At 34.2% G+C, this 19,905-nt stretch carries 16 protein-coding genes, 3 pseudogenes and 1 other annotated feature; of the genes and pseudogenes, 16 read left to right on the forward strand and 3 right to left on the reverse strand.

The window, feature by feature from the left end:
* Window positions 1-288 precede the first annotated feature (288 nt).
* Together lexA and JCM14822_RS15180 are read right to left on the reverse strand one after the other, a co-directional pair.
* Window positions 289-905, reverse strand: a pseudogene (lexA, locus tag JCM14822_RS15175) (transcriptional repressor LexA).
* A 104-nt stretch (window positions 906-1,009) separates the two neighbouring features.
* Window positions 1,010-1,989, reverse strand: a pseudogene (locus JCM14822_RS15180) (nucleoid-associated protein).
* Between the two features lie 159 nt (window positions 1,990-2,148).
* Between JCM14822_RS15180 and JCM14822_RS15190 the strand changes: the two are divergent.
* From JCM14822_RS15190 to JCM14822_RS15235, 11 genes and pseudogenes are all read left to right on the forward strand, one after another.
* Complete coding sequence (locus JCM14822_RS15190) at window positions 2,149-2,373, forward strand: TIGR03905 family TSCPD domain-containing protein (RefSeq protein WP_330377590.1); 225 nt, start codon at window positions 2,149-2,151, stop codon at window positions 2,371-2,373.
* Window positions 2,374-2,444: 71 nt separating this feature from the next.
* The gene (dapG, locus tag JCM14822_RS15195) at window positions 2,445-3,641 is read left to right on the forward strand and encodes an aspartate kinase (protein ID WP_054743191.1); all 1,197 of its coding nucleotides are present in this window, start codon (window positions 2,445-2,447) and stop codon (window positions 3,639-3,641) included.
* A gap of 62 nt (window positions 3,642-3,703) precedes the next feature.
* Entirely contained in the window at window positions 3,704-3,898 is a 195-nt protein-coding gene (locus JCM14822_RS24095) for a hypothetical protein (RefSeq protein WP_330377591.1), read from the forward strand.
* Window positions 3,899-3,906: 8 nt separating this feature from the next.
* The gene (locus JCM14822_RS15200; RefSeq protein ID WP_330377592.1) at window positions 3,907-4,470 is read left to right on the forward strand and encodes a ClpP family protease; all 564 of its coding nucleotides are present in this window, start codon (window positions 3,907-3,909) and stop codon (window positions 4,468-4,470) included.
* Window positions 4,467-4,667: a YlzJ-like family protein gene (locus JCM14822_RS15205; RefSeq protein WP_054743192.1), complete on the forward strand. Its 201-nt coding sequence runs from the start codon at window positions 4,467-4,469 to the stop codon at window positions 4,665-4,667. Before JCM14822_RS15200 ends, JCM14822_RS15205 begins: the two co-directional genes overlap by 4 nt.
* 114 nt (window positions 4,668-4,781) lie before the next feature.
* Window positions 4,782-7,190 carry an FtsK/SpoIIIE family DNA translocase gene (locus tag JCM14822_RS22725; protein ID WP_054743193.1) on the forward strand — a complete coding sequence of 803 codons (2,409 nt, stop codon included), beginning with the start codon at window positions 4,782-4,784 and terminating at the stop codon, window positions 7,188-7,190.
* Between the two features lie 32 nt (window positions 7,191-7,222).
* A complete protein-coding gene (locus tag JCM14822_RS15215) occupies window positions 7,223-8,893 on the forward strand; it encodes a formate--tetrahydrofolate ligase (protein ID WP_054743194.1) in 1,671 nt (556 codons plus the stop codon).
* Window positions 8,894-9,009: 116 nt separating this feature from the next.
* A pseudogene (gene folD, locus JCM14822_RS15220) lies at window positions 9,010-9,848 on the forward strand (bifunctional methylenetetrahydrofolate dehydrogenase/methenyltetrahydrofolate cyclohydrolase FolD).
* A 20-nt stretch (window positions 9,849-9,868) separates the two neighbouring features.
* Window positions 9,869-11,212: a 30S ribosomal protein S12 methylthiotransferase RimO gene (gene rimO, locus JCM14822_RS15225; RefSeq protein WP_054743195.1), complete on the forward strand. Its 1,344-nt coding sequence runs from the start codon at window positions 9,869-9,871 to the stop codon at window positions 11,210-11,212.
* Window positions 11,199-11,771: a CDP-diacylglycerol--glycerol-3-phosphate 3-phosphatidyltransferase gene (pgsA, locus tag JCM14822_RS15230; protein WP_054743196.1), complete on the forward strand. Its 573-nt coding sequence runs from the start codon at window positions 11,199-11,201 to the stop codon at window positions 11,769-11,771. Before rimO ends, pgsA begins: the two co-directional genes overlap by 14 nt.
* A 102-nt stretch (window positions 11,772-11,873) precedes the next feature.
* A complete protein-coding gene (locus JCM14822_RS15235) occupies window positions 11,874-13,127 on the forward strand; it encodes a BaiN/RdsA family NAD(P)/FAD-dependent oxidoreductase (protein WP_083461497.1) in 1,254 nt (417 codons plus the stop codon).
* Between the two features lie 79 nt (window positions 13,128-13,206).
* On the opposite strand, the gene JCM14822_RS15240 is transcribed toward JCM14822_RS15235, so the two are convergent.
* The gene (locus JCM14822_RS15240; RefSeq protein WP_054743198.1) at window positions 13,207-13,923 is read right to left on the reverse strand and encodes a lysophospholipid acyltransferase family protein; all 717 of its coding nucleotides are present in this window, start codon (window positions 13,921-13,923) and stop codon (window positions 13,207-13,209) included.
* 201 nt (window positions 13,924-14,124) lie between these two features.
* On the opposite strand from JCM14822_RS15240, the gene JCM14822_RS15245 reads away from it, so the two are divergent.
* The 5 genes from JCM14822_RS15245 to JCM14822_RS15265 all read left to right on the forward strand — a co-directional run bounded on the left by JCM14822_RS15245 (window position 14,125) and on the right by JCM14822_RS15265 (window position 19,860).
* Entirely contained in the window at window positions 14,125-15,339 is a 1,215-nt protein-coding gene (locus JCM14822_RS15245) for a DUF1015 domain-containing protein (protein WP_054743199.1), read from the forward strand.
* A 118-nt stretch (window positions 15,340-15,457) separates the two neighbouring features.
* Window positions 15,458-15,703: a binding site (T-box leader), on the forward strand.
* A gap of 50 nt (window positions 15,704-15,753) precedes the next feature.
* Complete coding sequence (locus tag JCM14822_RS15250) at window positions 15,754-16,338, forward strand: M15 family metallopeptidase (protein WP_054743200.1); 585 nt, start codon at window positions 15,754-15,756, stop codon at window positions 16,336-16,338.
* A 28-nt stretch (window positions 16,339-16,366) separates the two neighbouring features.
* Entirely contained in the window at window positions 16,367-19,012 is a 2,646-nt protein-coding gene (alaS, locus tag JCM14822_RS15255) for an alanine--tRNA ligase (RefSeq protein ID WP_054743201.1), read from the forward strand.
* Window positions 19,013-19,152: 140 nt separating this feature from the next.
* A complete protein-coding gene (gene rpsU / locus JCM14822_RS15260) occupies window positions 19,153-19,332 on the forward strand; it encodes a 30S ribosomal protein S21 (RefSeq protein WP_013657175.1) in 180 nt (59 codons plus the stop codon).
* A gap of 78 nt (window positions 19,333-19,410) precedes the next feature.
* Complete coding sequence (locus JCM14822_RS15265) at window positions 19,411-19,860, forward strand: GatB/YqeY domain-containing protein (protein ID WP_054743202.1); 450 nt, start codon at window positions 19,411-19,413, stop codon at window positions 19,858-19,860.
* Window positions 19,861-19,905 lie beyond the last annotated feature (45 nt).

Consider the following 19,905-nt stretch of genomic DNA (forward strand, 5'->3'; position numbering starts at 1 on the left):
GTCTAGTTCGGTTAAAACGAGTACGGTGATTTAAGTTAGGAAATAGATTCTTTAAAGCTTATAAAGCATCAGGAGGCTATTTTATAAGGCTATGCCTAACTCATGCTTAGAGGATAAGTATGAGTTGTTTTTAGAAAAGTAAGAAAATAAAGAAGTATATAGAGTGAAGTTTAGAAAAGGTAAAAGAAAATTAAATGAAGCAAGACTTAGAATGTATCATAAAAAATACACTGTTTGATCCTAATGAAAATTATAATCAAACAGTGTATTTTTATTTTCCCTGAGCTTCTAAAACTCACGGAAGAGACCAATTACTTTTCCTAAAATATTAACATGGGTACAAATTATAGGTTCCATGGCATCATTTTCAGGCTGTAGTCTGAAATAATTTTTTCTTTAAAAAATCGTTTAACTGTAAATCCGTCTTCTTCAACTTGTGCCACAACAATATCACCATTTTGAGCATTGTTTTGTTGGCGTACAATAATTAAATCGCCATCTAAAATACCAGCATTAATCATACTTGTACCTGAAACACGTAACATATAAGTATTTTCATAACGCACCATATGATTAGGAAGTGGAAAATACTCATCTATATTTTGTTCGGCTAAAATAGGTGCACCCGCAGTTACTTTACCAATGATTGGAACAGGTGTTACATGTTCATCTAGCCAATTATTAGTTTCCTCTAATATTTCAATTGTTCTTGGTTTACTAGGGTCACGACGAATATATCCTTTTTTCTCTAAGCTGTTTAGATGACTGTGTACTGTAGAAGTAGAGCTAAGGCCTACAGCAAGGCAAATTTCACGTACTGAAGGTGGATAACCTTTATCTTTTAAAGTATCTTTTATGCAAGTTAATATTTGTTGTTGTTTGGCCGTTAATTTTTGCTCATTCATAGTATCCCTCTATTTCATCCTATAATTTTTTTAATTATAGCATAGACCTATTAATAAATCAAACATATGTTCTTTTGGGTGATTTTTAGACTTTATCCTCAAAACTATTTATTAATAATTTGTGAAATATGTTTGAGGACTATGGAAATAGTTCCATCTGGTTCATTAACAATCTCAATAAAATCAGGATCTTTAAATAAGTGAGTAGGGAATTTTAATTCAATACCTGTATCTGTTTTAAGTTTTTGAGAAGAGAACTTGTTACTGATTTTAGAATCAACTACTTCAATTTTACTTTCTTTAATGCCCATTTCTTCCATATGTTCCATACAGCTTTCAAAAACTTCAATATCATCTCCAAAAGTTTGTTCCATAATTTCTTGTACAGGAATAGAACTTGTACGTGAAATACTTTCAGAAATATTTGTTTTAAGTTCAGTCATTGCATTTAATGGATTATCAAAATGTTCATCAATAACTTTAGCCGCTACTTTCTCAATGGCTTTGATTGTTTCTTTAACGGACATTTTAGGTTCTAAATCATAGAGTAGTGAAAGATACTTACTTTTAGTAGCGTCTAAAAGTGCTACATCCTTTGTTTCCATATTAATAATGAGTCCCTCATCTACTTGTTTACTCGTAGGTGGGAAGATTCCTTTATGTTTAATAATACGTGCACTTACGCCTGATTCACTATTTTCAACAAAGTGTGTATATTCTTCTTTATAATTAAGCTTTAATATGCCTAAGTGGTTAACACCATCCATTGTAAAGTCAGTTACAATTAAATCTCCACTAGGAATAGTGCCATATTCAACCATATATTTAAAATATAAATCAGCTAAATCATTTGAAAGTCCTAAGAAGTTATCTTCTGTAAGTGGTACTTCAAAGATTTTTTAAAAGCAGATTCTCCCTTAAAAACGGCACTACATGTGGCACTGCTTTCAAAAATTTTTACTAAATGTTTTGTAATAAAACTTTCTGTTTCATCATTCAGTGCAAGTAGCTCTGTAGATAAAATAGGCATGCCCATTGAAAGGTCTAATACATGGATAATTGTATGATTAAATGTAATACTCATATCATCCGTCCTTTATTTCAAATTTGATTATATCTATAAATAATTATCATGTTAGAAAACCAATATTTAACAATGATTGACCTTACTCAAACTTTAAAGTCATCTTGTGTTATGATATAATACTTAAGATTATCATAACACAAACAAGGAGTGAACAAAATGGAAACTTATAAAACATCAGGTGTATGTTCAACTGAAATCAATTTTGAAGTAAAAGATGGTATTATTGAAAATGTTGAATTTGTACGAGGATGCCCTGGAAATACTTTAGGACTTACAGCACTTCTCAAAGGGATGAAAGTACAAGAAGCAGTGAAAAGACTTAAGGGGATTGATTGTCGTGGCAGAGGGACATCTTGCCAGATCAATTATCAAAAGCGTTAGAAGCGTATCTAAATAAGGAAAACTAACATATATTGACATTAGAAGTATACATTTGAAAGGACAGAAAACTTATGCAAATCATTGTTCAAAAATTTGGAGGGACTTCTGTCGCAACAGAAGAAAGTCGCGAAAAAGTAGTAGACAAAATAAAATTAGCTTTATCTAAAGACGAAATACCAGTAGTTGTTGTATCAGCTATTGGTCGAAAAGGGTCACCTTATGCTACAGATACACTGATTGACTTTGTCAGTCAAACAGCAGGTCACATGACGGATAGAGAATATGATATGCTTTTAGCGTGTGGCGAAATTATTTCAGCTGTAACGATGGTAACTAAATTAAATACTTGCGGAATAAAAGCAAAAGCTTTTACAGGTGGGCAAGCAGGAATTATTACAGATTGTTATCATAAACAAGCTGATTTGCTTTATGCTAAACCAGAAGCATTATTAGCAGCTATAGAAGAGGGCATTGTGCCAGTTGTTGCTGGATTCCAAGGTATGACTGTAGAAGGTGAAGTGACAACACTTGGAAGAGGGGGGAGTGATACAACCGCTTCTATGTTAGGTGCTGCAGTAAAGGCAAGTCGCATTGAAATCTTTACAGATGTAGATGGTATTATGACTGCGGACCCACGTGTTTGTGAAAAAGCAAGTTTTATCCCAGCAATTAGCTATACAGAAGTATTCCAAATGGCTGACAACGGGGCAAAAGTTATTCACCCACGTGCTGTAGAGTATGCAATGCGTGCGAATATTCCAATCGTTATTAAAAATACTTTTTCAGAAGCAGAAGGAACTTATATTGTACAAAGTGTAGAGGGCGCACATTTACCCAAAACACATACAGTGATTACAAGTGTGGCTAATCGTAATAATCGTGTACAATTTACAATTGAAGAAGATATTTTAGTATCAGAAGGTATTTTAGAAAAAATGGCAGAGGAACATATTAGTATTGATCTTATTAATATTTTTCCTAAAACTAAAATTTTTACAATAGATGGTGAAGATCAAGAAGCTTTAGAAACATTATTAAAAGGGTTATGCTATCAATATACTGTTACTGCAGGATGTGCGAAAGTAACTGCAATCGGTGAACGCATGACAGGTGTTCCAGGCGTAATGGCCCGCATTATTAAAGCACTTGCAAATGCTAATATTGAAATCTTACAAACAGCAGATTCTTTAACAACTATTGCGTGTTTAATTAAGGAATCTGAAGTTTCTAAAGCAATTACTGTGTTACATGATGAATTTAAACTTTAGTGAATGAATAAAGCTTGTTTTTTGCATACTAAACATAAAGTTTATGTGAAAGGAACAAGTCTATGCAAAATGATAAAGATAAACCGGCTCAAGTACCAGCACCTCCTAAAAATAATGGGCAAAATCAAAATGGAGGAAATAATCCGCCACCTGTAACGCCTGAAAATACTGTGGAAAATATTAAAGAGTTTGGGCAATTACCACCTAATAAAGAGGGTGAAAGTCCAATTCATTGTATTACCATTATTGGCAGGTAGAGGGACATATGAGCTTACCGCCTCAAAATAAAACCACAAAGTATGAACATCTTATTCCACAGATTGTCGGCTTATGTGATAATCCCCAAATTAAAGGGATTTTAGTTATTTTAAATACAGTAGGTGGGGATGTAGAAGCGGGCTTAGCACTTGCTGAGCTTATAGCATCTATTAATAAACCTGTTGTTTCATTAGTATTAGGGGGAGCACATTCTATAGGTGTCCCTATTGCAGTAGCAAGTAATTACTCTTTTATTACACCTACAGCAACAATGACTATTCATCCTGTAAGAATGAGTGGGACAGTTATTGGTGTGCAACAAACTTTTGAATTTTTTGACCAGATGCAAGAACGTATTGTTGCATTTGTAGCTAAAAACTCAAATATTGAAGAAGCGCGTTTCCGCGAACTAATGTTGAGTGTAGGAAAATTAGCACGTGATGTAGGAACGATTTTAGTTGGAGAAGAAGCTGTTAAAGAAAAAATCATTGATGAGGTAGGGGGACTTACTCAAGCAATGAATAAACTTCACAGTTTAATTCAAGAAGCTGAAGCAGGTGAAAATATATGATGTATTCAGTCGCACCAGTTTATGGTTTAGATGAGCCTACCCAATATGTAGAACTAAATTATGATGGCATTGATATTTTGGCGTGTAAGACAATAGAAGGATATGTTGTTGAACGCATTTATTCTACAAATCCTAATGATTTTCTAAAAATAAATTTACAACCAGGGACTTTGCTTGAAAACGCTCTTATCAAATAATGGGAAAACTGCTATAATATAAAAATGGAGTTATCTTAAAGTTTATACTTTGAGATACTCCATGTTATTTACATATATGGGGGTATGACACATTAGATAAAGGGGTTATGACAAATGAATAAAAAGAAAAAAAAGGGTAGTCCAAAATCCGGGACGAAAAATGTCAAGAAAAGACCAGTACACAAAAGTAATACCCATTCGCCAATTTCAAAAGAGATTGTCGGAATTTGTATGGTAGGCATTAGTTTACTTATTCTTATTGGGTTATTTACTTCTAAATCAGGACTGGTAGGTGAAGTGATTCGTACCGTATTCATTGGACTATTTGGAATAGGTGGCTATATTATTCCAGTAATTGTTGTAGGAATTGGGGTATTTTATATACAAGGTAATATGAAACGTGTGGTACAAACTACGATCTATTCACTCAATTTTCTCTTAATTCTAGTGACCTTTTTCCACGTACTTTGTTACACAGAAACAACAGATATCTTTTTATGGTCAATGTATTTTATTGAAAATGCAGCATGGTATAATGGTGGTTTCATAGGTGCTACATTAGGCTATTTATTTTTAAGTCTATTTGGATTATATGGTACGTATGTTGTTTTAGGGGTGTGTAGCGGCGTATGGTTATTAATTGTCACACAGTTTCCGATTTTCTCTTGGATTCATGAACAATGTGGACAATTTTTCATGGCAATGAAAGATGATTTACATGCACATCATGAAACAAATCATCAGCCTAAAATCCATGTAGGACATTTAAACGAAGCACCAAGACAAGAGAAAGCAGAGCATTATTTTGAAGAAATTCCAGTTTATAATGCTTCAGATTATGATTTGGATGAGATACATCAAACAGAAGTGAATGAAACACCAAGTTACCAGTCTCATTATGAAAATGCTATGGAGCAGGAAGTATTTGAATCCGAGGCTAATATACCTGTGCAGCAATATGCACCAGAGGAAGAACAAATGGCCCATGAGCAGCCTAATTGTTCTGTTCCGGGAAGAGATATGCCACTTGATTTGGGTATAAAACATGAAGTAGTGGATATGGAAAGTGCAAATAAAGCTGAACAATCACCTATGCAAAGTGATACCCAAATGTCATCAAATGAGATACAGATGCCTAAAGAATATGTTTTTCCACCTGTTGAACTATTAAACAAAGTGCAAGTACCACATAGCAAAGATGCGACAAAGAAATCTATTAGTAATGCCAAAAAATTAGAAGAAACATTAGCAAGTTTTGGGGTAGAGGCTAAAGTAACACAAATACATAAGGGACCGGCTGTTACACGCTACGAGCTTCAACCTAAACAAGGCGTAAAAGTAAGTAAAATTGTAAATTTAGCGGATGATATTGCATTAAACTTAGCAGCACCTAATATTCGTATTGAAGCACCTATTCCAGGAAAAGCAGCAGTAGGGATTGAGGTTGCTAATGATAGCAGTGAAGTAGTTTATTTAAGAGATGTTATTGATTCGGATCGCTTTGTTGCATATCCTTCTAAATTGGCATTTGCTTTAGGGAAAGATATTGCTGGTAAACCAATTGTGACAGATATCGCTAAAATGCCACATATTCTTATTGCTGGTGCAACAGGTTCAGGGAAAAGTGTTTGCATTAATACGTTAATTACAAGTATTTTGTATAAAGCACGACCAGATGAGGTTAAACTCATTATGATTGACCCCAAAGTTGTAGAACTTAGTGTTTACAATGGTATCCCACACTTACTTATTCCAGTTGTAACAGATCCTAAAAAGGCTGCAGGTGCACTTTTTTGGGCTGTTAATGAAATGACACATCGTTATAATTTATTTGCTGAAAATAATGTACGTGATATGAAGGGATACAATGAAAAACAATTTGATGAAACAGCTAAACTGCCTCAGATTGTTATTATTATTGATGAGCTTGCAGACTTAATGATGACAGGTGCAAAAGAAGTAGAAGATGCGATTTGTCGTTTAGCACAAATGGCTCGTGCTGCTGGAATTCACCTTGTCATTGCGACCCAAAGACCATCTGTTGATGTTATTACCGGGGTTATTAAGGCTAATATTCCATCAAGACTTGCATTTGCCGTATCTTCAGGAACTGACTCACGTACAATTTTAGATATGACTGGTGCAGAAAAACTGCTAGGGAAAGGGGATATGCTCTTTTATCCAGTAGGTGAATCTAAACCAATTCGTATCCAAGGTGCTTTTATTTCTGATAAAGAAGTCGAAAGCATTGTAAATGCTATTCGTACAGATGATGTTAGCTATGAAGAATCAGTGATTCAAACTCTAGAAATTACCACAGCACCTACAGCTGAAGGACAAGATGAAGATGAACTGATTGAAGATGCAGTTGCATTTGCAGCAGGGAAAGAAAAGCTTTCAATTTCGATGTTACAACGTTATTTTAGAATTGGATTTAATCGTGCAGCCCGATTAATGGATGCCTTAGAAGCAAGAGGCGTTGTAGGACCAGATGAGGGTAGTAAGCCGCGACGCGTTTTATAATAAAATGAATCATTATGGTGAAGGAGATTGTTATGAAAACTGATATTCAAATTGCACAAGCAGCAGAAATGTTACCAATTACACAAGTAGCACAAAAAGCAGGGATTAATGAAGACTATTTAGAGCTTTATGGAAAGTATAAAGCCAAGCTTTCATATGAATTAATCCAAAGTCTAGAATCTAAAGAAGATGGTAAATTGGTTTTAGTTACTGCAACAAACCCAACACCAGCAGGAGAAGGTAAAACAACTGTAACAGTAGGTTTAGGGCAAGCATTATGTAAAATGGGTAAAAATGCAATTATTGCACTTCGTGAACCTTCTCTTGGACCTTGTATGGGTATTAAAGGTGGTGCAGCTGGAGGCGGTTATGCGCAGGTTGTACCAATGGAAGATATCAATCTTCATTTTACAGGAGATATTCATGCAATAGGGGCAGCAAACAATTTACTTGCTGCAATGATTGATAATCATATTCATCAAGGTAATGCATTAGGTATTGATTGCCGCACAATTACTTGGAAACGTTGCGTGGATATGAATGATCGTGCACTTCGTGAAATAGTTGTAGGACTGGGTGGACCAGTAAACGGTATGCCACGTCAAGATGGTTTCATGATTACTGTAGCTTCTGAAATTATGGCAATTTTATGTTTGGCGACCAGTCTTGATGATTTAAAAGAAAAAATCAGTCAAATTATCATCGGTTATAATTTTAAAGGTGAACCAGTAACAGCAGGAGACTTAAATGCACAAGGTGCTATGACAGCTTTATTAAAAGATGCCATTAAACCAAATCTTGTGCAAACATTAGAAAATACACCTGTTGTTATGCATGGTGGTCCATTTGCTAATATTGCACATGGTTGCAATAGTGTAATGGCAACTAAACTTGCAATGAAACTTGGGGATATTACAATTACAGAAGCAGGGTTTGGTGCCGACTTAGGTGCTGAGAAATTTTTTGATATTAAATGTCGTAAAGCAAATCTTAAACCAGATGCAGTCGTACTTGTAACAACAATTCGTGCCCTTAAATATAATGGGGGCGTACAAAAAGCTGATTTACAACAAGAAAATCTTAAAGCGCTTGAAACAGGATTTAGCAATCTTGAAAAACATATTGAAAATCTTCAAGGCTATGGTGTACCAGTTATTGTAACACTTAATGCATTTGTATCTGATACAGAGGCAGAAAAAGATTTTGTAAAAACAGCATGTGAAGCAAAAGGTTGTACATTTGCCCTCGCAAACGTTTGGGAAAAAGGCGGCGAAGGTGGACTTGAACTTGCGGCTAAAGTTGTAGAAGCTTTAGAAAATAAACCAAGTGATTTCCACATGCTTTATGAAGATGATTTAAGCATTAAAGAAAAAATTGAAAAAATCGCTAAAACAATATACGGTGCTGAGCAAGTTGCTTTCGAACCAAAAGCATTAAAAGAACTTGCCAAAATTGAATCAATCGGCCTTTCACATTTACCAGTTTGTATGGCAAAAAATCAATATTCATTCTCTGATGATCCTACAGCTTTAGGAAGACCTACAGGCTTTACAACAACTATTAGAGAGCTTAGAATATCAGCAGGAGCTGGTTTTATTGTCGCTTTAACAGGTAGTGTTATGATAATGCCAGGATTACCTAAAAAACCTGCAGCTGAACAAATTGATATTAATAGTAATGGTATTATAACAGGATTATTCTAGGATAATTTGTTGTCATTGTAGGATATTTATTAACAAGTTACCTCTTGTTTGATAAACAAGAGGTAACTTGTTAAATTATAAATTAACTTAAATAAAACTGATAAGGGGAGAAACAAATGGCAAAACTAATTGATGGAAAACTTATTGCAACACAAATCAAAGAAGAACTTAGAGAAAAAGTAAATAGCCTAAAAGCAGAAGGTATCGAGCCAGGACTTGCAGTTATTTTAGTTGGTGATAATAGTGCTTCTCAAGTTTATGTACGTAATAAAAAACAGCTTGTGAATTTGTAGGTATCAAATCATTTAGCTATGAATTACCAAGTGAAACAAGTGAAGCCGAACTTTTAGGATTTATTGATACTTTAAATGCAGATCCTAATGTACATGGGATTTTAGTGCAATTACCACTTCCAAAACACTTAGATGAACAAAAAGTTATTTTACGCATTTCACCAGAAAAAGACGTAGATGGTTTCCATCCACAAAGTGTAGGCGCATTAAGTATCGGACTAAAAGGATTTGTTTCTTGTACACCAGCTGGTGTTATTGAACTTTTAAAACGTTATAACATTGAAATTGCTGGAAAAAATTGTGTTGTAGTAGGACGTAGTAATATTGTTGGTAAACCTGTAAGCTTGCTTTTATTACGCGAACATGGTACAGTTACTATCTGTCACTCACGTACACAAAATTTAAAAGAGGTTGTTCAAACTGCAGATATTGTTGTTGCTGCAGTTGGTATTCCTAATTTCATTAAAGGGGATATGATTAAAGAAGGTGCAGCAATTATTGATGTAGGGATTAACCGCTTAGAAAATGGCAAACTCTGCGGAGATGTAGACTTTAAAGCTTGTGAAAAGAAAGCTTCTTATATCACACCAGTACCTGGTGGCGTTGGACCTATGACAATTGCTATGCTTATGCATAACTGTGTATTGGCAGCTGAAAAATAAACACATGAAGGAGCATTAATTTGAATTATTTAGTATCATTCGTATCTCTTGGATGCGATAAAAATTTAGTTGATAGTGAACATATGTTAGGATTATTAAATCAAGGAGGTTTCTCTTTAACAGGCGACGAAGATAAAGCGGATGTTGTCGTTGTTAATACATGTTGTTTCATTGAAGATGCTAAGAAAGAAAGTATTGAAAATATCTTAGAAGTTGCAAGATATAAAGAAACAGGAAACTGTAAAGCACTTATTGTAACAGGTTGCATGGCACAACGTTACAAACAAGAAATTTTAGATGAAATTCCAGAAGTAGATGCAGTAGTGGGAACTACTTCGTATGATAAAATTGTAGAAATTGCAAATGGGATTTTAGAACAAAAAGGGCTTCGTATACAATCATTCGACCTTATTGACCGTGAAATGTTAGATGAAATGCCACGTATTTTAACAACGGCAGGTTATTTTGCTTATGTTAAAATTTCAGAAGGCTGTGATAAACATTGTACTTACTGTATCATCCCTAAATTGCGTGGTAAATACAGAAGCCGTCATATGGACAAAATCAAAAAAGAAGTAGAACAACTTGCTAAAGATGGTGTATCAGAAATTATTTTAGTTGCACAAGATACAACAGAATATGGTAGTGATTTAGAAGATGTATCACTTGCAAAGCTTTTACGTGAATTAAGCACTGTAGAAGGCATTGAATGGATTCGCGTACTTTACTGTTATCCAGAGAGCATCACAGATGAATTAATTGAAGAAATCAAAACAAATCCTAAAGTATGTAAATACTTAGATATTCCTATTCAACATGCTTCAACATCTGTACTTAAACGTATGGCAAGAAAAAGCTCTCTTGAAATGTTAAGAGAAACAATGGCTAAATTACGCCGTGAAATTCCAGAGATTGTAATTCGTACAACATTAATCGTTGGTTTCCCTGGAGAAACAGAAGAAGATTTCAATATTCTTTATGATTTCGTTAAAGAAACACGTTTTGATCGTCTTGGAGTATTTACTTATTCTCAAGAAGAAGGTACACCAGCTGCTAAGTTCGAAGATCAAATCAATGAAAAAGTTAAAGTTAAACGCCGTGATGCTATTATGGCACTTCAACATGGTATTTCTCAAGAATTAACAGCTGCTAAAGTTGGCAAGGAAATGAAAGTATTAATTGAAGGAAAAATTACAGACGAGGACGTTTACATCGGACGTACTTATCAAGATGCACCAGATATTGATGGGGAAGTATTCGTAGAATACGAAGGGGAACTTATTTCTGGTGATTATGTAGATGTACGTATTACAGGTGCGAATGACTACGATCTAATTGGAGAGATTATAGATGAACATTGCTAATAAACTAACGACATTACGTATCGTATTAGTTTTTGTATTTATGGGAATTATTTGGTTTCCACTTAACTTATCACTAAACGCAGCATTATGGACAGCATTAGCTATCTTTATCATTGCAAGTTTAACAGATTTTTTAGATGGTTATTTAGCCCGTAAGCTTAATCTTGTTACAAATTTAGGAAAGTTTATGGATCCACTTGCCGATAAAATGCTTGTAACTGGTGCAATGATTGCGATTGTTGACTTAGGCACACAAAGCATTTTACCAGCAGGGCATTTACCAGCATGGATTGTAGTAGTTATTTTATTACGTGAATTCATGGTTTCAGGTATTCGTCTTGTAGCTGCAAGTGAAAATAAAGTTATTGCAGCCAATTACTTAGGTAAAGTAAAGACAGTAATACAAATGGCTATGATTATAGTGTATTTAATACCAATTTCAAATACTATTTTATCTGGACTTGCAATTATACTAGCTTACTTGGCGCTTATATTAACATTAGTATCAGGATTCCAATATTTATGGCAAAATAAGCATGTATTAGCTTCTAGTCATTAAAAAGAGTGTCATGAGATGATAAATCATCTTGTGACACTTTCTTTTTTGTATAAAATGCTTTTCATATGTATGAAGTTTAGATATAATAAAAACTAAGACTATATTTATTGGAGGACTTACTATGCATTACAACACAATTGTCATTGGAGGAGGTCCAGCTGGTCTTTTGCTGCGCAAAAGCTAGGCAGATCCCAAAAACATGTGTTATTATTAGAACGTAATAGTGTAGCAGGTCGTAAGCTTCTTATTTCAGGTGCAGGACAATGTAATTTTACACATGCTGGACCAATAGAAGACTTTTTCGATTGCTATGCTGATAAAATAAAATTTTTAAAAAAAGCACTTACTACATTTACAAATAAAGATACAATGAAATTTTTTGAGTCTACAGGTGTAGCATATCAAGTATTTCCAAATAATAAAGTATTCCCTAAGAGTATGAAAAGTATAGATGTACTTGATGCTTTATTACTTAAATGTCAAAAAGCAAATGTAGAGTTTAAATATAATGAGAAAGTACAAAATATCTCTGTATATGATAATGTATTTACGGTTGAAACAGAAAGTGGGAAACGCTATTTTAGTGATCAAGTTGTGATTGCAACAGGAGGTAAATCATATCAACATATGGGCTCAGATGGACTAGGATATATATTAGCAGAAAAATTAGGACATACTATTGTGAAACCAAGACCAGCTTTAACGGATATTCGTACTGTAGAAAAGCAATATCGCGTACTTTCTGGTTTATCTGCAAAAGATGCAGAGATTACAATTTGGCATGAGCAAAAGAAAATCAAAAGCTATGTAGGAGATTTACTCTTTACACATAAAGGATTATCTGGCCCGGTAATTATTAATAGTTCAAGATGGATGTATCCTAAGGATGTAGTCACTGTTAACTTTTTATATCCACAAACTCATGAAGACGTAAAAGCATATTTTGCAGCTCATTTAGCGCATCGTGGAAAAGAAGAAGTCATTACATTCCTTAAGCAATATAAATTACCACGCAATTTATATCAGGTACTGTGTGAAACGATTGAAATAGATGAGCATTTACCTTGTGCACAAGTGAATAAAAAGCAACGTGAACAACTTGTACAAATGCTTACTAAATGTCCGTTTCATATTAATGAATTAGGTGGATTCCATATTGCCATGGTAACAACAGGCGGAGTAAAATTAAAAGAAGTTAATCCTACAACCATGGAAAGTCGTAAACAAAAAGGACTTTACTTTGTAGGAGAAGTTTTAGATGTTGATGGCGATACAGGTGGATATAATATTCAAGCAGCCTTTTCAACCGCTTATCTTTGTGCAAAACATATCATTGAAAAGGAAAATACGGTTTAATTAAAAAGTCTTAGAATAGATGCAAAACGCTATCTTTCTAAGACTTTTTTATAGTTACTTACCAAAATTTATATTTAATTTAAGATTGTGTAGGCAAAGCACTAGCGATAATTTGATGTACTTTATCTGGAAGTTCGGCAAGTTCTTCTTTGGATAGACCTTTTGTTGGAATAGCTGGGTGAACAGTAAGGGTAACATGTCCTTTTTGAATGCCATTTTCCTCCATTAAATGATAGGAACCATCAATTGTAATAGGAACAATGGGTGCACCTGATTTTGTCGCAAGTTTAAAGCTGCCGCTTTTGAATTCACCCATTTGATCACCTTTGCTGCGTGTTCCTTCTGGAAAAATGACAAGACTATGTCCTTCTTTTAAAAGTTTAATACCTGCCATAATGGCACTAGCAGATGCTCTCATATTAGAGCGATCCATAAATACACAATTGATGTATTCCATCCATTTGTTGATAATAGGTATTTTTTGAACTTCCACTTTTGAAATAAATCCTTTTGGCCTATCAATATATCCCATAAGTAAGGGAATATCAAAATTTCCTTGATGATTACTAATATAAACGACAGCCTCGTCTTGTGGTAAGTTTTCTAATCCATTAACTGTAACAGTTGAACCTGTTGCAATGACATTATCTTTCATCCATTTTGTAGAAACACGATGAATATACGCATCACGTTCTACAAAATTACCTTTCTTTTCAAGACGTTTTACTTTTCTTAACATAGGAATAGTGCTAAGTAGTGAAAAGAAGAAACGTGTAAAAAATATACAACCTTTCATATTTATACTCCTTATGAAAATAAATTATAATTTATTACTATTATAAACGAAGTATGAGCGGAATTAAATCCTTTAAGTGATTATATTTTATATATAAACAAATAATTAATATTCTAAATTTTTATTATTTATGTTATGATATGTATATTATTATATAAATAATATAGAAATAAATATACTACAAAGGATGGGTGAAAATTTATGGTAGCTATTAGACCTTTTTGTGCATTTAGACCACAGGCAGATTTAGTAACTAAGGTAGCAGCATTACCTTATGATGTAATGAATACAGAAGAAGCAAGAGTTTGTGTAGAGGGGAATCCTTATTCTTTTTTACATATTGATAAACCAGAAATGCATGTAACAAATCCAAAAGATGATACAGAAGTTTTCCGCTTTGCTGGAGATACATTAAAACGTATGATTAATGAAGGCGTTTTTGTACAAGATGAACCAAGTCTTTATATTTATGGTTTAACAAATGCTTATACAAGTCAATATGGTCTTGTGTGCTGTGTTTCTGCTAAAGAATATGATGAAGGAATTATTAAAAAACATGAAAATACCCGTACAGATAAAGAACAAGATCGTATTAATCATGTTACTTTTTGTAATGCACATACAGGCCCTATTTTCTTAGCTTATAAAGATTTAGACCTTGTTACTTTATGGATGAAAGAATATGTAAGTACACAAGCACCACTTTATGATTTTACTTCTGATGATGGTGTGCGTCATGAAGTTTACAAAGTAAATCATCCAGAAACAATTAAAAACATTGTAACAGCCTTTGAGCACACAGATGCATTATATATAGCAGATGGACACCACCGAGCAGCAGCAGCAGCTTCTGTCGCACGTACACATTTAAAAAATGAAGAGTCACAATACTTTTTAGCAACAGTGTTCCCTAAAGAACAACTTTACATTATGGATTACAATCGTGTCCTTAAAGATGAAAGTGGTTTATCTGAAAAAGATTTCTTTGATTATCTTAGTAAAAAATTCGTTGTAGAAGCAGTAGCTGAGGATGTATATCGCCCAATAGAACGTCATACATTTGGTATGCGTTATAACAAAAAATGGTATAAGCTCAGTATTAAACCAGAATTTGTAGATGAATCAGATCCAGTAGCTTGCTTAGATGTAGCATTATTACAAGATAATGTACTTTCACCAGTATTTCATATTCAAGATCCTAAAAATGACAAACGTATCGACTTTATTGGTGGTATTCGTGGACTTGAAGAATTAAATAGACGTACAGATGAAGATATGGATATTGCTTTTAGTATGTATCCTACATCTATGGATGAACTTATTGCAGTAGCTGATGCTAAATTACTTATGCCACCTAAATCAACTTGGTTTGAACCAAAATTACGTAGTGGTATTTTCATTCACGTTATTGAATAATAAATTATTTAACATAAATCATATGTAAAGTTTCAGCCTTTTATTGACAAAATATGAAACTTTACATATAATCGAATAAGAAAAAGAATAAATACACTAAAAGAAGCGTATATATATATTAACTACAGTGAAAAGAAGGAGTATATAAACAAGGGTTTTCAGAGAGGAAAGTAATGGTGTGAGCTTTCTAATACCTATTTATAGAAGCAGACTTGGAGTAAGTGTTTTGAATGTACAAATGTTAACCTAGTTAAATGAGTTTTGTTTGTAGTAGAGGTACTCGGGTGATTTCGTTATGAATCGTTAAGGTGATATGCTATAAGCATATAACTAGGGTGGTACCGCGAGAAACCTCGTCCCTAATTTGGGATAGAGGTTTTTTTTGCTTATGAACCTAATTTACAGGAGGTTAATATGAATACACTACAGTTAGTGAATAATGAGCATAGTTTAAATAAAGACTTTAAACCACAGCATCTCATACAAGATTCTTTTTCAAAAATATGGCTTTGTCGAGAAGTCTTTTGGGCAGTACGTCGTATCAATTATATACTTTGCAAATTAGGTCTAGAACAAGTAGTCATTATTAGTGGCTACCGTTCTTATGCTTATCAAGAAAAGCTTTTTATGCGTAAGATAGATTATTTTGGTGAACAAGGTTTAGATGATGAAGCAGCTAAAATAAAAGCGGCTCAGATAGTAGCTATGCCTGGACATAGCGAACATCAATTAGGACTAGCGGTAGATTTAGCAGTTTGGTCAATGAAGGATTTAGCAGATCCCTTAACGACAGATTTTGAACAAACAAGTACAGGTAAATGGCTTTTACAACATAGTCATCAATATGGACTTATTTTACGCTATCCTAAAGATAAAGTCACAATTACTCAAATTACATATGAGCCTTGGCATTATAGATATGTGGGGCAAAAAGCTGCTCGGAAAATGTATGAAAACCATTGGTGTTTAGAAGAATATCTATGTGCCCTTAAAGGTTAATATAAATAGTAAAACTTAGGAGGAACACATGAAAAAATATAGTTTAAACGAACTTAGAGAAATGTACTTAAAATTTTTTGAAAGTAAAATGCACCTTCGTGCAAAAAGCTTTCCATTAGTACCACACAATGATAACAGTTTATTATTAATTAACGCAGGTATGGCACCACTTAAACCTTACTTCACAGGTCAAGAAGAACCACCAAGAAGAAGAATGACAACATGTCAAAAATGTATCCGTACAGGTGATATCGAAAACGTAGGTAAAACAGCTCGTCACGGTACATTCTTCGAAATGCTTGGTAACTTCTCATTTGGAGATTATTTCAAAGATGAAGCTATTAAATGGGCATGGGAATTCGTAACAAAACACCTTGAACTTCCAATAGAAAGACTTTACGTTTCTGTATACGAAGCAGATCAAGAAACAGCTGAAATCTGGAAAAACAAAATCGGTGTAAAAGAAGATCACATTGTATTCTTAGGTAAAGAAGATAATTTCTGGGAAGCTGGTATTGATGGACCATGTGGACCATGTTCAGAAATTTACTTTGACCGTGGACCAGAATATGGTTGTGATAGTCCTGACTGCGGTGTAGGTTGCGATTGTGACCGTTATATGGAATTCTGGAACTTAGTATTCACACAATTTGAGCGTCATGAAGATGGAACTTATACACCACTTGCACAAAAAAATATCGATACAGGTATGGGACTTGAAAGACTTGCTGCAATGATGCAAGGTGTAGGTTCTATCTTTGATGTTGATACAATTAAAGCTATTCGTGATCATGTATGTGAACTTGCTAATGCAACATACGGCGAAGAATACAAAAAAGACGTATCAATCCGTGTAATTACTGACCACATTCGTTCAGTAACATTTATGGCTGCTGATGGGGTTCTTCCATCAAATGAAGGCCGTGGATACGTTATGAGAAGACTTCTTAGACGTGCTGTAAGACATGCAAAATTATTAGGTATTCAAGGATTATTCTTACAAGAACTCGTTAAAACTGTTGTAGAAAACTCTAAACATGAATACACAGAACTTGAAGATAAATTCGAATACATTGTTAAACTTCTTACAGTAGAAGAGAAAAACTTTAATGAAACAATTGACCGTGGTCTTAATATCTTAAAAAGTCACATTGAAGAAATGAAAACAGAGGGCAAAACTGTATTAGATGGTAAAGCTTGCTTCACACTCTCTGATACTTATGGTTTCCCTATTGATTTAACACGTGAAATCTTAGAAGAACAAGGACTTAGTGCTGATGAAGAAGAATTCAAAGTAGAAATGGACGCACAACGTCAAAAAGCGCGTGATGCACGTGGCGGATCTAAATACATGGGGGCTGATGAAACAGTATTCAATCAAATGAACCCTGCTATGAAAACTAAATTCGTAGGTTACCATGAGACATCTTTAGAAGGTACATTAGAAGTACTTGCTAATGATGAAACATTATTAGATGCAGCAAAAGCTGATGATGAAATCTATGTTGTTGTAAGTGAAACACCATTCTACGCAGAAAGCGGTGGTCAAGCTGGTGACCTTGGAACAATTACAACAGCTACAGGTAAAGGTATCGTTACAAATACAACAAAAGTAATTGGTGGTAAATTCGCACATCATGTAAAAGTTGTAGAAGGTACACTTGAAAAAGGCCAAAAAGCCACATTTGAAGTAGAAAAAGCAATACGTATGGACGTTTCTCGTAACCATAGTGCAACTCACCTTTTACAAAAAGCGCTTCGTGAAGTAGTTGGTGGACACATTGAACAAGCCGGTTCAAATGTAACTAAAGACCGTTTACGTTTCGACTTCACACACTTCGAAGCTTTAACATATGAACAAATTGAAAAAGTAGAAGCTTTAGTAAATGAAAAAATCTTAGAAGGCTTAGCAATTGAAGTGAAAGAAATGCCAATTGATGAAGCTAGAAAATTAGGTGCTATGGCACTCTTCGGTGAAAAATACGGACAAACTGTACGCGTTGTTAACATGAGCGGTTACTCTATTGAGTTCTGTGGTGGTACACACCTTCAAAACACAGCAGCTATCGGTACCTTCAAAATCATTTCTGAAACAGGTGTAGCAGCAGGTGTAAGACGTATTGAAGCTGTAACAGGTAGAGGCGCACTTCACTATTATCAAGAAATGGAAAATAGCTTAAATGAAGTAGCAGCTGCTGTAAAAGCTAAAAAAGCTGACGTTGTAAAACGTGTAGAAGCAGTAGTAAGTGAAGTTAAATCACTTGAAAAAGAAAATGAAAAATTAAAATCTGAAATTGCAGCAAGCAAAGCAGAATCATTATTAGACCAAGCTGAAGAAGTAGGAGCATTTAAAGTTCTTGCAACTAAAGTAGATGGTTTAGATATGAATGCACTTAAAAATATGGGTGACTCATTAAAAGATCAACTTGTATCAGGCATCGTTGTATTAATGAGCGCAGCAGAGGATAAAGTGAACCTTGTTGTAATGGCAACTCCAGATGCTGTAAAAGCTGGCCTACACTGTGGAAAAATTATTTCTGAAACAGCAGCAGTTGTAGACGGAAAAGGTGGCGGACGTCCAAATATGGCACAAGCTGGAGGTAAAAATATTCAAAAAATTGGTGAGGCTTTAGAAAAAGCTAAGGCTGTTATTAAAGAACAAGTGAACGCATAAAAATCTTAAATTTTAGTATAAAATTTTAAAAAACACTTGACGAAATGTCAAAACCACTCTATAATTTAACGTAGTGCTTTAATCTTTTCTCCGTACAAATGCATAAAGCACGACATCGCACCGGAGGGAGGGAAAAAGAAATGTCAGAGGTTACAGTTCGCGAAAACGAATCTTTAGATAGCGCTCTTCGTAGATTTAAAAGAAACTGTGCAAAAGCAGGTATCATGCAAGAAATCCGCAAAAGAGAACACTATGAAAAACCAAGTGTAAAACGTAAAAAGAAATCAGAAGCAGCACGTAAAAAGAATAAACAATATTAATTGAAATTCTTTAACTATAATTATTTCAAGTTACCATAGGCCGTAAGGCCTGTGGGCTTGTTTTAGAGGATGATGGAAATGTCTTTAAAAGAACAACTTCTTTCAGATATGAAAGAGGCTATGAAAGTAAAAGATATACTTCGCAAGAATACAGTCCAAAGTGTACGTGGTGCCATTCTTCAAAAAGAAAAGGACTCACACGAGGATGTAGATGAAGAACAAATTCTTGATATTATTATGCAAGAAATCAAAAAACGTAAAGATGCACTTGCAGATTTCGAAAAAGGAAATCGTCCAGATTTAGTAGCTGATGCTCAAGCTGAGATTGCAGTTCTCCAGGGATACCTACCTAAGCAACTTTCAGAGGAAGAGCTATCTGAGATTATTCGTGAGATAATCGAACAAGTCGGTGCCACATCTATGAAAGATATGGGAAAGGTTATGGGTCTTGCCACAGCCAAAGTTAAAGGCAAAGCTGATAACGGAAAAGTAAGTAGCATTGTTAAACAATGTTTGATGAATCAATAAAATAATGTAAGCTTGTTGAAGGATGTTCATTCAGTTATGGCATCC

This window comes from Cellulosilyticum ruminicola JCM 14822, from assembly GCF_001311925.1.
Classification (GTDB): Bacteria; Bacillota; Clostridia; order Lachnospirales; family Cellulosilyticaceae; genus Cellulosilyticum; species Cellulosilyticum ruminicola.